This window comes from Marinobacter sp. M-5 (genome assembly GCF_032911545.1).
GTDB classification, from domain to species: Bacteria; Pseudomonadota; Gammaproteobacteria; order Pseudomonadales; family Oleiphilaceae; genus Marinobacter; species Marinobacter goseongensis.
In genome coordinates this window covers 181,253-198,205 of the sequence record NZ_JAWJEK010000001.1, presented here as the reverse complement: position 1 = coordinate 198,205, position 16,953 = coordinate 181,253, and the positions used below count along the sequence as shown (strand labels likewise).

Below are 16,953 nucleotides of genomic sequence, written 5' to 3'. Positions count from 1 at the left end.
ACCTCTGATAGATCAACATTCGTTCTGCGGAACACCGGCAGCACCGGCTCAGTCATAGCCGCTCGTCGCGCCACCAAAACGGCGGCGTTCCCGCTCATCAAATCCGTATATGGCTTCGGAAATCCGGTCCGAAGAGCCGCCACTGCCACCCAGCCCCTTGAGCTGGATCTGGAACAGCACACGGCTTTCGAGTTCCTGATCGTCGGTCAGGGCGTTCTGATGAACCACCTGAACGCTCCAGCAACAGTTATTGTATTCGATGCCGGCCAGGGAGCCGACGGTACGATCCAGCTGTGAATCCCATACCCAGCGTCCGATCAGACTAACACGGTCTGTGACAGGAAAAACTGCCCCGATATCCGACTGTTCCAGTTCATTACGGCTATAGGTGTGGCCGAGCGTGGCCAGGTAGCGGTAATTCTCGGAGTGGAAGATCAGCTGACTGCGGCCTTCCTCGGTTTGCTGGGTGTCCGGGTCCCACAGCCCGGAACTGCGGATTTCAAGATTTTCCAGAGGTCGCAACAGCACCTCACCGGCCAGCGGCGAGTCGCTGCGATCGTCGGCGCCCACCCCCATCAGGGTTACCTCGCGGTCATCGTAGTAGTGGACCTGGCCAATGCTGAAGCGCGCGCGCTCGGCACCGGTGAGCAGATCGTTGAACCGGCTCGTCAGGGCCACCGTCAGCTGATTGGCATCGCCGACCCGGTCACCACCGGTGAAGCGGTTACGGCGGAACAGCTGATCAAAGCTGAACGACCGCAGCGCTGAATCGAAATCCGGAATGTCTTCCTGGTCAGCGTCGGCATCGGCCCAGGCGTAGTAGAGTCGCGGTTCCAGTGTCTGGTTATAGGGGATGTCGAACAGCGTTGCCTGACGGTCGAAATACAATCCGGAATCCCACTCGAACACCGGCACCGAGCGATCAAACCCGGCGCTGCCCAGGTCATAGTCCTCAAGTTCGTAGCGGGTGTAATCCAGGCTGACCGACGGGCGGGCAAAGCCCCACAGCGCGCGCATCGGCAGCGCCACTTCCGGGATAGCCCGCAAGCGCTGACCGTTGGCACGGTCAAGTCCGGTCAGCTCGGCATTATCACGATAGAAATAGGTGTACTGGCTTTCCAGATTGGCCTCCACCGGCCCCAGATCGGTGGTCATGCCATAGATGACCTCCGGTAACTGGGCGTAGGGACGATTACGTTCCGCGATGCGGTCGGTGATGGTCTGGTAGCCGTTCAGATAGGCCTCGAAGTACTGGGACGAATCCTGATAACGGGTGCCGCCGCGACGCTGCAAATGGGTGGCCCGATCGATTTCCAGCGTCTGGTTCAGATCACTGAGGTAATCGTCATCGCTGACCACCGAATAATCACCGTAGGCCGACCAGCCACCACCGAACCCTGCACGGGTGGTGAAGTCCAGCGCCCAGCGCTCACCGTCTTCCCCGGGGAATTCGTTCTGGTACTCCAGGTCGTTACTGATGTAACCGAGCTGCAATACCGACTCGCCCCAACGGCTCAGATAGCGGCCTTCCGCCTCGTTAAACAATCCGCGACCGTGAATGTACTGGGGCGTCAGAGTGGCGTCGTAGTGGGGCGCCAGATTCAGATAATACGGCAGCGAGAGAAACGCGCCACTGCCGGCATTGGAGGTGCCGAAAGAGGGATAGAGAAACCCGGTCTTGCGGCGATCGTCAATGGGAAAGCTGGCGTAGGGCCAGTAGAACACCGGTACGTCCTTGACCTGCAATCGGACGTGCCTGGCGGTGCCAAAGCCCTCGCCCTGATCCAGATGAATGTCCGACGCCACGATGGACCAGTCGTTCTGACCCGGCGCACAGGTGGTAAGTGACCCCTCACTGATCAGCACCTGATCCTCGGCAATCCGCGACAGCCGGCCGGCAGAGCCACGCATTTCCGCATCATGAAGCAGGAAGGTGGCGGTGTTGATGTCGAATCGCCCGCTGTTCACGTCGTAATCCGCCTGCTCACCGGTCAACAGAAAGGCCTCGCCCCGACTGACCAGTGGCCCGTCAACCGCCACCCTGCCGCCCACCTGATCGTAGCGCGCCTCGGAACCGGTTACGGTGAACCGGCCCTGGCGCATCCGCACGTCACCCTGCAGGAAAAGTTCCGAATCCAGCTCATAGCGGGCGCTCAGGCCGCTGGCTTCCAGAGGCTGATCCGCGTCCGGCGTGCCACCGAACAGGCCACCACGGCTGCCTCCATCCACCACCGGCATGGACATCTCCGATGGCAGATAACCACCGTCGCAGAACGCCGGCAAGGTGTTGCGTACCGACTCCGGCAATTCCGAGCGTGGCCGCCAGTCCATCTCGGCGGCGGTGGGCGCGTCTTGCGCGACCACAACAGACGCGGGCCACCATGACAAAGACAGAGTGAGCACGACACCCGTCCGCCACCCGGGCACCCGGGACCGTCTCCGTGGGCACCACAACCGGTTAGCCGGTGACTGCAGGTTCCTTACTGGCGCTGGCACGGTGATCGGGTTCCTGTGGCAATGACTTTCGGGTTCAGAGAATTGAACAGCGGCCTAGTTTACACGGCACCTTCTACCTTGTTAACGGAAACTCGGTACCTTGTGAACGGAAACCCCAGTTTGCTGCGAAACCGATTTACCCTCTCCATGGGGATCTGCTAACTTTCTGGTCTATCAGCCCACACGCAACATTCATTCGCTCAGGATAGCCAGCCGTTCCATGGATACCCGCCTGCAGACACTGACCCAGTGGGTCCGACAGTTTCCCGGTCTTGAACAGGCCGAACCCGCAGCGGTCTCCGGTGACGCCAGCTTCCGACGTTATTTCCGGGTCACGAACGCGGAGCACACGCCCTTTATCGTGATGGACGCCCCGCCCGCCCATGAGGACTGCCGCCCCTTCGTCGCCATCGCCCGACACTGGCACCGCCAGGGCGTGGCTGTGCCGGAGGTGATAGGCGATGACCTGACGCAGGGTTTTTTGCTGCTCGAGGATTTCGGTGATCGCCTGATGCTGGGCGAACTGTCGCCCCGGTCCGCAGAGACGCTCTACCGCGGCGCTCTGACGGAGCTGTTGCGCATCCAACAGGTCAATGAAACACCGGACTACCCGTTACCGCCCTACGACACCGCCTTGCTGGACCGGGAAATGGCTCTGTTTCCGGACTGGCTGTTGACCAAAAAACTGGGGCTGACGCTGTCCAACGGCGAGCAGGCCATGCTGGACACCGCGTTCGCGTATCTGCGCGAGAGCGCCCTGGCACAACCGGAAGTCACCGTGCATCGGGATTACCATTCCCGCAACCTGCTGGTCCGCGACACCACAGAGCGTCCCGGCGTGATCGATTTCCAGGATGCAGTGCGTGGCCCGGTGACCTACGACCTGGTCTCGCTGCTGAAGGACTGTTATGTCCGCTGGCCAGACGCCGACGTCAGCCGGTGGGTCGAGCATTACCGGCAGCTCAGCGCCGAAGCCGGCCTGCACAACGCCGACCCCGACACGTTCCGCCAATGGTTTGAACTGATGGGGATGCAGCGCCACCTGAAAGCCGCGGGAATCTTTGCACGACTGTCCCTGCGCGACGGTAAAGACGGCTATCTGGCGGACATACCACGCACGGTGCGCTACCTGATTGAGGCCAGTGGCCGGCAGGGTGCGCTGCGGCACCTGTACGAATGGTTGTCAGACACGGTGATGCCGGAAATCGAGCGGCTGATCGGGCCGGCAACCCGGGGCGACGCCCCTTGAAAGCGATGATTCTGGCCGCCGGCAAAGGTGAGCGCATGCGCCCGCTCACACTCACCACGCCGAAACCCTTGCTGGAGGCCGGTGGCAAGCCCCTGGTTGTCCACCACCTGGAGCGCTTGCGGCAGGCCGGCGTGACTCATGTGGTCATCAATCATGCCTGGCTCGGCGAGCAGATCGAACGAGCCCTCGGGGATGGCACGGACTATGGCCTGCACATCGAATATTCCCGGGAAGGCACGCCACTGGAGACCGCCGGCGGCATTCTCAAGGCCCTGCCCCTGTTAACGGACGCTCAGGACGACTGGTTTCTGGTCATCAACGGTGACATCTGGTGCGATCTCGATCTGGCCGAACTGGCACCGCCGGAGGCGTCCGACGCGCTGCTGGTGCTGACCAGCAACCCCGATCACAACCCAGCGGGCGACTTCCACCTCGGCGACGACGGCCTGGTCGCCGCCGAAGGCCCGAACAAACTGACCTTCAGTGGCATCAGCCTGCTGCACCGCCGGCTGTTCGAAGGCCACGCGCCCGGCCACGGTAAACTGGCCCCTATCCTGCGCGCAGCCATGGCCCGCCACCGGGTCAGAGGCATCGCACACCGCGGACACTGGATGGACATAGGCACACCGGAAAGGTTGCAGCAACTGGACCAGTGGTTGCGCGGAGGCCGGGGCTGAACCGATGGCAACCAACACCCGCGACACCACATTGCCGGCCCGCATCGAGGCTGAATTTTCGGACCTGCTGCAGGAACTGAGCGCCTGCGGCCACCAGGCCAACGAACTGATTCTGCGCACCAGCCTACCCCACTGGTGCCGCCGCAGCCTGTTCTTCTTCCTGGGTTACATTGCCAAATCGGAAGGCCGGGTGACCGAGGCCGACATCGGGTTTGCCGAAGCCATGATGAAAACCCTCAAACTGTCGATGCGCCAGCGCCGCAAGGCCATCCACTGGTTCCAGAAGGGCAAGAATGCGGAGAACATGCCGACCCTGAAGGCCCTGGGCCTGAAGCTGACCCACTACCTGTGGCCGTCACCGGCCCTGCGAGTCGCCATCTGCCTGTGCCATGCCGCCCAGCTCCAGGGTCGGCCCGCAAAGCCCCGGCGCTATCGCTGCGAGGACGCCATTGACCAGATCGGACTGCCTATCCGTGTCAGTGACGACATACTGGAAAGCTATGCCTCCAAGGTGTGGATCACTCAGCCGGAAAGCCGGCCGCCACCCAGCAGTTACGAGCAGGCCTGCCAGCTGCTCGGGGTAACCCGGCGCGAGTCCTTTGATGCAATCAAGCGGGCTTACCGCAAAAAAGTGTCGGAATCCCATCCGGACAAGCTGGCGCAGCAAACCCTCAACGCCGCGGAGCGTGCCCGCGCCAAGGACCGTCTGCTGCGTTACCAGCAGGCGTGGGAACTGATCAAGCGCCACCACAACTGAGGCCGCCCCGGGCAAGCTTACTCTGAGGTTAGCCATGACCGGATGCGTCCGGCCAGGGCATCCGCGTCGCGGGCCCCGGCCGGTGACGGGACCGCAACCGGCTGTGCCCGATAGTCACTCATCCCGGCCTTCTTCAGCTGGACCGCCCACGCGCGGGCAGTTGTGCCTGCGGCGTCCTCACGAGCACTGTACAGATGTAGCAGCGCCAGGGAGTCCGCCCCGGCCAGCAGTTCGATCAGCCCTGGCTCATCTCGGGGATAGAACCGCGGCGTCACCCACACCTGCTCGCCAGCATTGCCTTCGCGGGCATAGCGCGCCAGATGGATCGCCGCGGCACCGACACTGACCAGCACCACGCGATCGTAGCCACGTTTCCTCAGGTTCGCAGACGCCGCCGCCAGCATTGCCTGCACCCGCTTCCGGTAATCGCTCTCCAGATCCTCCCGCTCGCCTTCATCCATCACATCGATCATCACGGACTCCGCATCTTCACCGGCATCCTGCACGGCCGAGGCCTCGGCCGGGTCAGCGTTGGCCTCGTTCCAGGCCTGCTGAAGTTCGTAGGGCGGTGCCTCCAGACCCAGCGTCATACCAGCCCAGCCGCGTGAGGAGAGCCGCTTGCCCAGCCCTGCGAGCAGCTCAGAGGCCGCCGAATGCCCTTCATCCGCCAGCATCAACAGAGCGCCCTCGACCGGCAGACGCTGCTCGGGCTCGAACAGCGCCAGCGCTGTATCATCGCCCTCCAGATCCAGCCAGACCGCATCATCCGGACGCTGGGCGGCAATCACCGCCGAGCCCAGACCGGACGAGATCATGACGCGCTGCCGCTCAGGCGGCGGCGCTTCCCCGGCGTTCTCGTCCTGCGCCAGCACAGCGCCTGCAACGCCCCAGGCCACCATCATCCACACCAGAATCCCTAACCTCTTGCTACACCAATTGCTCACAGGCTCTTACTCTTTCAATGCGAAAAACCATCGCCAAACTGTTAGACTTGCAGCCTACCGGATTTGCGCAGCCCACGCCGCCCGGCACACCATCTTCAACGTATCTGACACTGTATCCGAGAATGCACCAGAGCACGCATTACAGAGTTCACCAGAGAGAGCCGTCATGAACCCGTACCTGATCGCACCATCCATCCTGTCCGCCGACTTTGCCCGCCTGGGCGAGGAAGTCGATAACGTGCTGGCTGCCGGCGCCGATGTTGTACATTTTGATGTCATGGACAACCACTACGTGCCCAACCTCACCATTGGACCCATGGTGTGTGAAGCGCTGCGCAAGCACGGCGTCACCGCGCCCATCGACGTGCACCTGATGGTTTCACCGGTGGACGACCTGATCCGCATGTTCATCGACGCCGGTGCCAGCTACATCACCTTTCACCCGGAAGCGTCCAATCACATCGACCGCTCGCTGCAACTGATTCGTGAAGGTGGTTGCCAGGCCGGCCTGGTGTTCAATCCGGCCACGCCACTGCATTACATGGACCATGTCATGGACAAACTCGACATGGTGCTGCTGATGTCGGTGAACCCGGGCTTCGGCGGCCAGAAATTCATTCCCGGCACCCTCGATAAGCTGCGGGAAGCGCGCAAGCGCATTGACGCCAGCAACTACAACATCCGCCTGGAAATCGACGGCGGCGTCAAAACCGACAACATTCGCGAGATCGCCGAAGCCGGCGCCGACACCTTCGTGGCCGGCTCCGCCATCTTCAACACCGACGATTACAAGGCCACCATCGACGCCATGCGCGACGAGCTGGAACAGGCCCGCAAGGTCATCAGCCAATGAGTCTGGCGGGCCTGTTCAGTGCGCGCTGGCCCGGCGTTGCCTTGTTCGATCTTGATGGCACCCTGGTGGACAGCGCACCGGATCTGGCGGCAGCGATCGACCAGATGCTGGAGCACCTGGGCCGCTCCCCGGCCGGGATTGACCGGGTAAGGCAGTGGGTCGGCAATGGCGCCAGTGTTCTGGTGCGCCGGGCGCTGGCCGGGCAGGTGGACTGGGAACCGGCGCGACCGAAAGACGACGCCCTGTTCAAGGACGCCCTGGCGATCTTCTATCACGCCTACGGCTCACTTAACGGACAGCACTCGGTGGTCTACGCCGGTGTCGAGGCCTGCCTTACGCATCTGAAGAATCAGGGTTGCCGGCTGGGTATTGTGACCAACAAGCCGGCACAGTTCGTGGCGCCGCTGCTGGAACAGCTGGGGCTGGCGCACTGGTTCGAGTTGTGTGTCGGCGGTGACACCCTGCCGGTAAAGAAGCCGGACCCGACGCCCCTGCTTCATGCCATGGAATCGCTGGGCGGAACCCGCGGCACCACGGTGATGGTGGGCGATTCGGCGGCCGACATAAACGCGGCCCTGGCCGCCGGCATACCCTGCGTGGCGGTTCGTTACGGCTACAACTACGGCCCCGCCGTGGATACCCTCGGCGCCGACGCGGTTGTTGATTCGCTGGCCGAGCTTTTGTAATCTCACAAGGAACTGACATTGAGCCTTTCTTTACGGGGGATTCCTGCCGTGCAGGGACTGAATCTGATGGCAGCGCGAGGCATCCTGACGACCCGCGCAACACGATGGTGGCGATGGCGCGCCGGCTGAGAATGCCCGGCGGCTGACGGACCCGCGTCTGTCGAGACCGCAGCACCTGATGAGAGCCCACGGCTTTCGTCCACAACGCAGATCAGATTTCAGGAAACCGTACCATGACACCCGAGCAATTCTCCGAGCTCGCCAGCGCCGGCTTTAACCGCATCCCCGTGTACCGCGAAGTGCTGGCCGACCTGGACACACCCTTGAGCACCTATCTCAAGCTGGCCAGTGGGCCCTACTCCTATCTGTTCGAATCCGTGCAGGGTGGAGAAAAATGGGGCCGTTATTCCATCATCGGCCTGCCCAGCCACGAAGTGCTGAAAGTGTTTGATCACCACGTGGAGATCAGCCGCGGCGGTGAGGTGGTAGAGGCCGAGGAAGTGGACGACCCGCTGGCCTTTGTGGAAGCCTACCAGAATCGCTTTCACGCCCCCGATCTGGACGAGTTGCCCCGCTTCAACGGCGGCCTGGTGGGTTACTTCGGTTACGACACCGTACGCTACATCGAGAAGCGCCTGCGCAAGAGCTGCCCGCCGGACCGCATCGGCACTCCGGACATTCTGTTGATGGTGTCCAACGAGATCGTGGTGTTCGACAACCTGCGGGGCAAGCTGCATCTGATTGTGCATGCGGATCCCGCCGTGGAGGGCGCCTTTGAGCAGGCCCAGGCCCGCATTGATGAACTCGAGAATCGCCTGCACCGGCAAACCGCCGACGCCCCCCGCACGCCGGACCACCTGCGCGGCACAACCGTAGACGAGAGCGACTTCATTTCCGGCTTCAGCCAGGACAAGTTCGAAGCTGCGGTGGACAAGATCAAGGGCTACGTGCTCGACGGTGACGTGATGCAGACCGTCATCTCACAGCGCATGTCGATCCCGTTCGAGGCACCGCCACTGAACCTGTACCGCTCGCTGCGAGTGCTGAACCCCTCACCGTACATGTACTTCCTGAACCTGGAAGACTTCCACATCGTTGGCTCGTCTCCGGAAATCCTGGCGCGGGTGGAAGACGAGGAAGTCACCGTGCGACCCATCGCCGGCACTCGCAAGCGCGGCGCCACCGATGCCGAGGACAAGGCACTGGAAGCGGAACTGCTGGCTGACCCGAAAGAGATTGCCGAGCACCTGATGCTGATCGACCTGGGCCGCAACGACGCCGGCCGGGTATCGGAAACCGGCACCGTCAAGCTGACCGACAAGATGATCGTGGAGCGCTACTCCCACGTGATGCACATTGTTTCCAACGTCACGGGCCGGCTGAAAGACAACACCAGCTGCCTGGACGTGCTGCGCGCTACCCTGCCCGCCGGCACTCTGAGCGGCGCGCCCAAGATTCGCGCCATGGAAATCATCGACGAGCTGGAACCGGTCAAGCGGGGGGTTTACGGCGGGGCCGTGGGCTACCTGTCCTTCAACGGCAACATGGACACCGCCATCGCCATCCGCACCGCGGTGATCAAGGACAACACCCTGCACATCCAGGCCGGTGCCGGCGTGGTGGCCGACTCCGTGCCCCGCCTCGAGTGGAAGGAAACCATGAACAAGGGCCGTGCGATTTTCCGTGCGGTGGCCATGACCTACAACGATTTCGACCACTGAGGCGGAGGATAAGATTATGTTGCTGATGATCGATAACTACGATTCCTTCACCTATAACGTGGTGCAGTATCTGGCAGAGCTGGGGGCGGATGTGCAGGTTTACCGCAACGATGAAATCACCGTTGCAGAGATCGAAGCCCTGAAGCCGGAACGGCTGGTGATTTCCCCCGGCCCCTGTACGCCCAATGAGGCCGGCATTTCCATGGACGCCATCCGCCACTTCGCCGGCAAACTGCCGATTCTGGGCATCTGTCTCGGCCACCAGGCCATCGGTCAGGTTTACGGCGGCGACATCATCCGCGCCGGGCGGGTGATGCATGGCAAGGTATCGCCGGTGTTCCACGAGGACAGCGGCGTGTTCCGCGGCCTCAGCAACCCGCTGCAGGCCACCCGTTACCACAGCCTGGTGATCGACAAGGCCACCCTGCCCGAGTGCCTGGAAGTGACGGCCTGGACCCGCAACGATGACGGCTCTATCGAGGAAATCATGGGCGTGCGCCACAAAACCCTGGCAATCGAGGGTGTGCAGTTCCATCCGGAGTCTATTATGACGGAACAGGGCCACGAGCTGCTGCGCAACTTTCTGAGAACACAATAAGAGGCCGACACATGGACATGAAAGAAGCTCTCAACCGCATTGCCTCCAACCTGGATCTGACCCGGGAGGAAATGAAGGACGTGATGCGCATCGTCATGAACGGCGAGGCCACTGACGCCCAGATCGGCGCGTTTCTCATGGGATTACGCCTGAAGAGCGAAACCATCGATGAAATCACCGGTGCCACCGAGGTCATGCGCGAGCTGGCCACCGGGGTCACCGTGAATGCCGAGCCGCTGGTGGACATCGTCGGTACCGGCGGCGACGGCGCTAATCTGTTTAACGTGTCTACAGCTGCATCGTTTGTAGTGGCCGCGGCTGGAGGTTTTGTGGCGAAACACGGCAACCGCGCAGTCTCTTCGAAAAGCGGCAGCGCCGATCTGCTGGAGAACCTCGGTATTAACCTGCAGATGACCCCGGAAGAGGTGGCCCGCTGCGTGGAACAGATCGGTGTCGGCTTCATGTTTGCACCGGCTCACCACAGCGCCATGAAACACGCCATCGGCCCCCGCAAGGAACTGGGCTGTCGCACGATTTTCAACATTCTCGGCCCCATGACCAACCCGGCGGGTGTGAAGCGCCAGCTGGTTGGCGTCTTCAACGCCGAACTGTGCCGGCCGATGGCGGAAGTACTGCATCGCCTCGGCGCGGAACACATCATGGTGGTGTGCGCGAAAGACGGCCTGGACGAAATCAGCCTGGCCAGCGCAACTCATGTGGCGGAACTGAAGAACGGCGAAGTGACTGAATACGACCTTACGCCGGAAGACGTCGGCATCAAGAGCCAGTCACTGGTCGGACTCACTGTGGATACCGCCGCGGATTCCTTGAGGCTGATCAAAGCGGCCTTCGGGCGGGGTCATGATGAAATGGCCGAAAAAGCACGGGATTTAATTGCGCTGAATGCAGGCGCTGCCATTTACGTTGCGGGCCTGGCAAAAAACCCGGCCGCTGGAGTTGAAATGGCACTGGATGCCATGGGCTCGGGCCTCGCAGCGGGCAAAATGTCTGAACTTGCTGACTTTTCCCAATGCTTTTGAGTTTCTCTTAACCGACGGCAATACCAAAGCTTGAAGGGCCTTGCCACCGGCCCAAACCACCGATTTCATTAGGCCGAAAATGAGCGACAGACACCTGGATAAAACCCCCACCATTCTGCGGAAAATCGTTGGCCGGAAGTGGGAAGAGATCGACGAGCGGAAGCCTCAGGTTTCAGTCTCAGACCAGAAAGCCATGGCTGGAGATCAGCCGCCAGCCAGGGGTTTCGCTGACGCCTTGCGCACGCGTATTGAGGCGAAAACGCCGGCGGTCATCGCCGAAATCAAGAAAGCTTCGCCCAGCAAAGGCATCCTGCGGGATCCGTTCGAGCCGGCAGTGATTGCCGAAAGCTACGAACAAGGCGGCGCAGCCTGCCTGTCAGTGCTCACTGACAGGGACTTTTTCCAGGGCCACGAAGATTACCTCGTTGCGGCCCGCAACGCCTGCAGCCTGCCCGTGATCCGCAAGGACTTCATGGTGGCGCCCTATCAGGTCTACGAAAGTCGGGCCCTCGGTGCCGACTGCATCCTGCTGATCGCCGCCTGCCTGACGCGGAACCAGATGCAGGAACTGGAGGGCATTGCCCACGAGATCGGCCTGGACGTGTTGGTAGAGGTCCACGATGGCGAGGAACTGGACGATGCGCTTACGCTGAAGACCCCGCTGGTGGGCATCAACAACCGTAACCTGCACACCTTCGATGTATCGCTGGACACCACCTTCGATCTGCACCAGCGGATTGCGGCGGACCGCCTGACGATTACCGAGAGCGGCATCATGACCCGAAGCGACGTGGAGGCCATGACCGATCGGGGCATTTTCGGCTTCCTGGTGGGCGAGTCGTTCATGCGGGCGCCCGACCCCGGTGAGAAATTGCAGGAACTGTTCGGCTGACGAGACTCCCATGGATGTAACGGACGGCAAGGAGTCCCCCAATCCGATACTCACCGGCCCCCACTGGCCGGTGTTTTTCCATTATGCCCTGCCCTCGGTGGCGGGGTTGCTGGCGCTGACCACCGCCAATATTGTCGACGGCATTTTTATCGGCAACTTTGCCGGTGCCGATGCCCTGGCGGCGTTGAATCTGCTGATTCCCTACTTCACCTTCCTCTTCGGGGTGGCCCTGGCGTTGGCCATCGGTGGCACGGTGCGGGCGGGCAAATACCTGGGTGAGGGCAAACCCGAGGCGGCGTCGGCGGTCTTCAGCAAGTGCCTGATCGCCACCTTTACCCTGGCGCTGGCGGCCACCGGGCTGTGCGTGGTGTTCCACGAGTCGCTGTATCGCCTGCTCGGTGCCTCACCGGAGCTCTATCCGCTGATGTCCGAGTATTTCCTGGTGATTATCTGGGTCATGGTGGTGCAGCTGGTGGCGATGGTGCTGTATTACTTCATCCGTGTGGATGGCCTGCCGGCGCTCGCCACCACCGCCCTGGTGCTCGGGGCCGGCGCCAACATCCTGCTCGATGCCCTGCTGGTCGGTTATCTGGACTACGGCCTTCAGGGCGCCGCGGTCGCCACTGGCCTCGCCCAGCTGCTGCAACTTGGGGTACTGCTGGTGTACGCGTTCAAGCCCCGGCGCCAGTTGCAGTTCCGGTTGCGCCAGCGGCAATGGCAAGAAGTGGTGAGCGCCTTCACCAACGGTGTATCAGAGTGGATCAACGAGTTGTCGGTGGGGCTGGTGATGCTGCTGATCAACTGGCTACTGATGTCCAGCCAGGGGGTGACCGGTGTGGCCGCCTTCACCGTGGTCAATTACCTGATTTTTCTGAGCCTGATGGTGTTTTACGGCATTTCCGACGCCATGCACGTGCTGGTCAGCCACAATCTGGGGGCGGGTAACGCCGAGCGCATCCGCCAGTTCATGGCCTGCGGCGCCACGGTGATCCTCGGGCTGGGGGTTACCCTGGTGCTGTTGGTCTGGCTGCAGGGTTCCGGGCTGATCCGCCTGTTTCTCGACACCACGGAGGACGTCGCCACGGCGCAGCTGGCGGACCGCTTCCTGACCATCCTCTGGCCGCTGTTTCTGATCAACGGGCTGAACGTGTTGCTGTCGGTCTACCTGACCGCCATGCACCAGCCCCTGCCCTCCGCGATGGTCGCGCTGTCCCGCAGTCTGATACTGCCGGCCCTGCTGCTGGTACTGATCCATCAGTTCGCCCCCCACTGGCCGCTGCTGGCGGCATTACCCATAGCCGAATGGCTGACCTTCGGACTTGCCCTGACGCTGTTCCTGCGTTTCCGTCCCGATCGGTTGATCACCCGGGCACAACCGGCCGTTCAAATGTAAAATTTGTAAAACCGATTTTAATGCGGATAATTCTCATTTAGTTTTACCCCAAACCATCATCACGGGGTATCTTCATGGGACCGTCGGCCAGAGCCATTGCCGAACACGCCAGTTTCCGCGCGTTTCTGCACTGCTATCTGCAGGAAGTGGACAGCGGGCAGTGGTACCATCCCGCCGACTGGGCCGATGATCCCGCCGGCCACTACCAGGGAAGCCATGTCTGCCTGCTGGCCCTGAACACCCAGCGCGCGAGACTGGCGGTGGACGTGGTGTACTTTTCCATGGCCGGCCGCCATCGCTTTGGTCAGATCCGACTCTGGAACGCCGGTCGACTCAGCTGGAGCACGCTGGAACCGGAACGGGCCATGTTCATGCTGGTGCGTGAGCTGTACGCACTGATTGGCGGCATGGTGCCGGAGTTATGCCGGTCACGGGAGCTGGAGCTACTGTATCGACTGGCGGACAGCTATCAGGTGATGGCGCGCTACGTCGGCGCCCGCCGTAGCGACCCCCGCCTGCGTTCGGACCATTTCATCGACGGTGAGCAATCCCTGCTGTTCGGCCACACCACCCACCCCACGCCCAAGAGCCGACAGGGCCTGGCAGAGTGGCAACACGCCAGCTACGCACCGGAACTGGCGGGCCGTTTCCAGCTCCAGTTTTTTTCCGTGCACCGGAATTTGGTGATCCAGGCTGGGCACGGCAACCTCAGCGCCACGGCCATGGTGGAGGCTACCGCTGCCTGTGGCCAGGCCCCGCTGAAGCTAGCCGAGGATCAGGTTCTGGTGCCGGCTCACCCGCTGCAGGCGCAGTGGCTGCTGTGCCAACCAGCCATCATGGCCGCCATCGCCAATGGCGATATTCAACCTTTGGGCCCGCTGGGGCCGTCGTTCACCGCCACCTCGTCGGTTCGCACGCTGTACTGTGAGGACTGCGACTGGATGCTCAAGTTCTCCATTCCGGTCAAGGTCACCAACTCCCTGCGTGTCAACAAACACCACGAGCTCCGCGCCGGGGTGGTCATGGCGCGCCTGATCGAACAGACCGGTTTCCTCGATCATGAGCCCCGCTTCCAGATGATCCAGGACCCCGCCTATCTGACGGTGCGCCTGCCAGGGCGGAGCGAAAGCGGTTTCGAAGTCATCCTGAGGGACAACCCGTTCTATCGTGGCCGGGACCGGGGCATCCTGTCGGTGGCGGCCCTGACCCAGGATCCACTCTCCAATCACACCTCACGGTTGCGCACCCTGATCGAAGGGCTGGCGCTGAACGAGAGCCGCAGCCTCGCCGCAGTCAGTCGCGACTGGTTCCGCCAGTATCTGAGCTGCGCCATAGAACCCGCCCTCAGGCTCTATGACGACCACGGCATCGCCCTTGAGGCCCACCAGCAGAACAGCCTGCTGGACCTGAGCTCGGGTTACCCTTCCCGTTACTACTACCGCGACAACCAGGGTTACTACCTGTCAGAGAGTCGGCGAGAGGAACTCCAGGCGCTCTGCCCGGAGCTGGCCCAAACCCCCGAGCTGTTCTATCGCGATGCCATGATCCGCGACCGCTTCTGTTACTACCTGGTGGTCAACCAGCTGTTCTCGGTGATCGCACGGTTTGGTGAGGATGGCCTGCTGGCTGAGTCCCAGTTGCTGGATCTGCTGCGTCATGCCCTCAAAACCTGGCTGACCCACTTTCAGGGCCCGGCACGGCCGCTGGTGGCGATGCTACTGAGCGACGCCCGCCTGCCCTACAAGGGCAACCTGCTCACTCGCGTGCACGATGTGGACGAGCTGAACGCAGAGCTGGAAATGGCGGTGTACACCAGCATCCCCAACCCCCTATACAAGACCCTCGCCGACCGGAGCAAAACCCGGGAGTGCCCGATAACAGGCCCACACCAACATGACGTCGCCTGAGTCAGTTGCCCGCCGGGTCGTTCGCCAACTGCTGGAAGCACTTCTCTTCGAGGGGCTGATCCCCTGGTGCTGTACCGATTCGACATCCGGCTCCTGGCAGTTGCTGCGCTTCCGGATGGGCGAGCTCAACGGCGAATGCCTGGGACGAATCCGTGGGTTTGGCCGCGTGCAACTGAACACCGCGAGCCTGTCGCTGACCCTCAAGGGCCGTGCAGTGCCGGCAGACCTGGCCGTGCTCAGCGAACAGTTGCCAGCAACGGAAGCACAACGGACCGTGCTGCTCAGGGAGCTGCAGGCCACTGTCAATAACAGTGCTGCCAGCCCTCCGCACCGGGATCGACGCGCGCTTGGGGCCGAGGCGCTGGACAGCGCACTGCACGAGGGCCATCCCTACCATCCGTGTTTCAAGGCGCGGAGCGGGTTCAGTCGGGAAGAACAACGGCATTACGGTCCCGAGTCCGGCCGCTGTTTCCGACTGCATTGGTTGGCGGTTCGCCGTGATCAGTGCCTGGCGCACTTGCCGGTGGCCGAAGAGACGTTCTGGCAGCGGGAACTGGGCACCGAAACCGCCTATCTGCTGCGGGCAGCTTTCAACCGCGTTGGCGCCAACTGGCAAGACTACTGCGCCCTGCCGGTGCACCCGTGGCAATGGCGACACCTGAAAACCACCACCCTGGCGCCGGCGCTGGCCCGTGGCGATGCACTCCACCTCGGCCCCCTCGGCGATCGCTACCGGGCCAGCCAGTCAGTGCGATCGCTGTTCAACGCCAGTCGACCGGGGCAAGCCAGCGTCAAGCTCTCCCTCGGCATCGGTAACACCTCGTCCCGCCGCCACCTGGAACCCCATTCGGTGCCTTCCGCACCGCAGATTTCACGCTGGCTGCAAACGGTTGTCGCCGGTGATGACCACTTCGTCAGACCGTATCCGCTGCGCCTGTTGCCAGAGTACGCCAGCCTGATTTACACCGGTCACGGCGGTCAGCCCACAGAGCAAAGCGGATTGGCCGGCGCGCTGGGCAGCATTTGGCGGCTGGGGATTGATCGCCAGTTGCACACCGGAGAGCGGGCGATACCGATGAACGCATTGTCGATGCTGGAGGCGGATGGCCTGCCCTTCATCGATCCGTGGCTGCAGCTCCACGGCGTGATGCCCTGGCTGGAGGCGTTGATCGACACCCTGGTTCTGCCGGTATGGCACCTGTTGATCGCCCACGGCATCGGTATCGAGGCTCATGCCCAGAACAGTCTGATCGTAATGCGGGGCGGCTGGCCCGTGGCGCTGATGCTGCGGGATTTCCACGACAGCGTGGAATACGTGGCGGATTTTCTGCCACCGGATGCCGCAGGCCCCAGCTTTGGCGACCGCCAGGCGTTTTATGACGACGCCCCGGACGATCGCTACTACCGCATGGGGCAGGTGGAGGCGCTGCGGGAACTGGTGATGGACACGCTGTTCGTGTTCAACCTGAGTGAACTGGCACAGGTGCTCGAAATCCACTATCAGGTTCCGGAAGCGGTGGTCTGGGCGCAGGTCCGCCACTGCCTTGACGGTTACGCGCGGCGCCACCCGGAGCTGACTGCCCGGCTGGCGCAGGTGGGTCACCACCGCAACCCCATCGCTACGGAATCCTTGCTTACCCGCACATTACGCGGGCCGGGCGCCGGGGAATGCCACCACCCGATTCCCAACGCGCTGGCGGCCCGGCGCGACACACCTTCATTGAACAACCACTGAGGTTT

14 protein-coding genes are annotated in these 16,953 nt (G+C 62.4%); 12 read left to right on the top strand and 2 right to left on the bottom strand.

The genetic code is table 11. From position 1 onward, the window contains the following. Positions 1-48 precede the first annotated feature (48 nt). Positions 49-2,331 (bottom strand): LPS-assembly protein LptD, encoded by a 2,283-nt coding sequence (locus tag R0125_RS00870; RefSeq protein WP_317237939.1) that lies wholly within the window; start codon positions 2,329-2,331, stop codon positions 49-51. 385 nt (positions 2,332-2,716) lie between these two features. On the opposite strand from R0125_RS00870, the gene R0125_RS00865 reads away from it, so the two are divergent. From R0125_RS00865 to R0125_RS00855, 3 genes are read left to right on the top strand one after another with little or no spacing between them, the layout of a single operon-like run. Further along, positions 2,717-3,745, top strand: a complete 1,029-nt coding sequence (locus tag R0125_RS00865) for an aminoglycoside phosphotransferase family protein (RefSeq protein WP_317236808.1) — start codon at positions 2,717-2,719, stop codon at positions 3,743-3,745. Next, positions 3,742-4,422, top strand: a complete 681-nt coding sequence (murU, locus tag R0125_RS00860; protein WP_317236807.1) for an N-acetylmuramate alpha-1-phosphate uridylyltransferase MurU — start codon at positions 3,742-3,744, stop codon at positions 4,420-4,422. The genes R0125_RS00865 and murU overlap by 4 nt, the downstream gene beginning before the upstream one ends. Positions 4,423-4,426: 4 nt before the next feature. Beyond that, complete coding sequence (locus R0125_RS00855) at positions 4,427-5,179, top strand: DnaJ domain-containing protein (protein ID WP_248181557.1); 753 nt, start codon at positions 4,427-4,429, stop codon at positions 5,177-5,179. 17 nt (positions 5,180-5,196) lie between these two features. On the opposite strand, the gene R0125_RS00850 is transcribed toward R0125_RS00855, so the two are convergent. Next, entirely contained in the window at positions 5,197-6,123 is a 927-nt protein-coding gene (locus R0125_RS00850; protein WP_317236806.1) for a DUF3530 family protein, read from the bottom strand. Between the two features lie 166 nt (positions 6,124-6,289). On the opposite strand from R0125_RS00850, the gene rpe reads away from it, so the two are divergent. The 9 genes from rpe to R0125_RS00805 all read left to right on the top strand — a co-directional run bounded on the left by rpe (position 6,290) and on the right by R0125_RS00805 (position 16,948). Then, a complete protein-coding gene (rpe, locus tag R0125_RS00845; protein ID WP_248181559.1) occupies positions 6,290-6,976 on the top strand; it encodes a ribulose-phosphate 3-epimerase in 687 nt (228 codons plus the stop codon). Then, on the top strand, positions 6,973-7,662 hold the full coding sequence (locus R0125_RS00840; protein ID WP_248181560.1) for a phosphoglycolate phosphatase: 690 nt from the start codon (positions 6,973-6,975) through the stop codon (positions 7,660-7,662). Before rpe ends, R0125_RS00840 begins: the two co-directional genes overlap by 4 nt. A gap of 233 nt (positions 7,663-7,895) precedes the next feature. Beyond that, the gene (trpE, locus tag R0125_RS00835) at positions 7,896-9,383 is read left to right on the top strand and encodes an anthranilate synthase component I (protein WP_248181561.1); all 1,488 of its coding nucleotides are present in this window, start codon (positions 7,896-7,898) and stop codon (positions 9,381-9,383) included. A gap of 16 nt (positions 9,384-9,399) precedes the next feature. Beyond that, positions 9,400-9,981: an aminodeoxychorismate/anthranilate synthase component II gene (locus R0125_RS00830; protein ID WP_248181562.1), complete on the top strand. Its 582-nt coding sequence runs from the start codon at positions 9,400-9,402 to the stop codon at positions 9,979-9,981. A gap of 11 nt (positions 9,982-9,992) precedes the next feature. Further along, positions 9,993-11,021 (top strand): anthranilate phosphoribosyltransferase, encoded by a 1,029-nt coding sequence (trpD, locus tag R0125_RS00825; protein ID WP_317236805.1) that lies wholly within the window; start codon positions 9,993-9,995, stop codon positions 11,019-11,021. Between the two features lie 79 nt (positions 11,022-11,100). Beyond that, positions 11,101-11,913 (top strand): indole-3-glycerol phosphate synthase TrpC, encoded by an 813-nt coding sequence (gene trpC, locus R0125_RS00820; protein ID WP_317236804.1) that lies wholly within the window; start codon positions 11,101-11,103, stop codon positions 11,911-11,913. Between the two features lie 10 nt (positions 11,914-11,923). Next, positions 11,924-13,306: an MATE family efflux transporter gene (locus R0125_RS00815; protein ID WP_317236803.1), complete on the top strand. Its 1,383-nt coding sequence runs from the start codon at positions 11,924-11,926 to the stop codon at positions 13,304-13,306. A 74-nt stretch (positions 13,307-13,380) separates the two neighbouring features. Further along, positions 13,381-15,213, top strand: coding sequence for an IucA/IucC family protein (locus R0125_RS00810; protein ID WP_317236802.1), 1,833 nt, complete (start codon positions 13,381-13,383; stop codon positions 15,211-15,213). After that, entirely contained in the window at positions 15,200-16,948 is a 1,749-nt protein-coding gene (locus tag R0125_RS00805) for an IucA/IucC family protein (RefSeq protein ID WP_317236801.1), read from the top strand. Before R0125_RS00810 ends, R0125_RS00805 begins: the two co-directional genes overlap by 14 nt. The last annotated feature ends 5 nt before the right edge of the window (positions 16,949-16,953 follow it).

What these genes read in the sequence shown, in the direction of transcription:
- R0125_RS00840 (WP_248181560.1), top strand. Translation starts at nt 6,973, where the DNA reads ATGAGTCTGGCGGGCCTGTTCAGTGCGCGCTGGCCCGGCGTTGCCTTG.
- R0125_RS00870 (WP_317237939.1), bottom strand. Translation starts at nt 2,331, where the DNA reads ATGGACTGGCGGCCACGCTCGGAATTGCCGGAGTCGGTACGCAACACC.
- R0125_RS00855 (WP_248181557.1), top strand. Translation starts at nt 4,427, where the DNA reads ATGGCAACCAACACCCGCGACACCACATTGCCGGCCCGCATCGAGGCT.
- R0125_RS00815 (WP_317236803.1), top strand. Translation starts at nt 11,924, where the DNA reads ATGGATGTAACGGACGGCAAGGAGTCCCCCAATCCGATACTCACCGGC.
- R0125_RS00865 (WP_317236808.1), top strand. Translation starts at nt 2,717, where the DNA reads ATGGATACCCGCCTGCAGACACTGACCCAGTGGGTCCGACAGTTTCCC.
- R0125_RS00805 (WP_317236801.1), top strand. Translation starts at nt 15,200, where the DNA reads ATGACGTCGCCTGAGTCAGTTGCCCGCCGGGTCGTTCGCCAACTGCTG.
- R0125_RS00810 (WP_317236802.1), top strand. Translation starts at nt 13,381, where the DNA reads ATGGGACCGTCGGCCAGAGCCATTGCCGAACACGCCAGTTTCCGCGCG.
- R0125_RS00830 (WP_248181562.1), top strand. Translation starts at nt 9,400, where the DNA reads ATGTTGCTGATGATCGATAACTACGATTCCTTCACCTATAACGTGGTG.
- rpe (WP_248181559.1), top strand. Translation starts at nt 6,290, where the DNA reads ATGAACCCGTACCTGATCGCACCATCCATCCTGTCCGCCGACTTTGCC.
- trpD (WP_317236805.1), top strand. Translation starts at nt 9,993, where the DNA reads ATGGACATGAAAGAAGCTCTCAACCGCATTGCCTCCAACCTGGATCTG.
- trpE (WP_248181561.1), top strand. Translation starts at nt 7,896, where the DNA reads ATGACACCCGAGCAATTCTCCGAGCTCGCCAGCGCCGGCTTTAACCGC.
- trpC (WP_317236804.1), top strand. Translation starts at nt 11,101, where the DNA reads ATGAGCGACAGACACCTGGATAAAACCCCCACCATTCTGCGGAAAATC.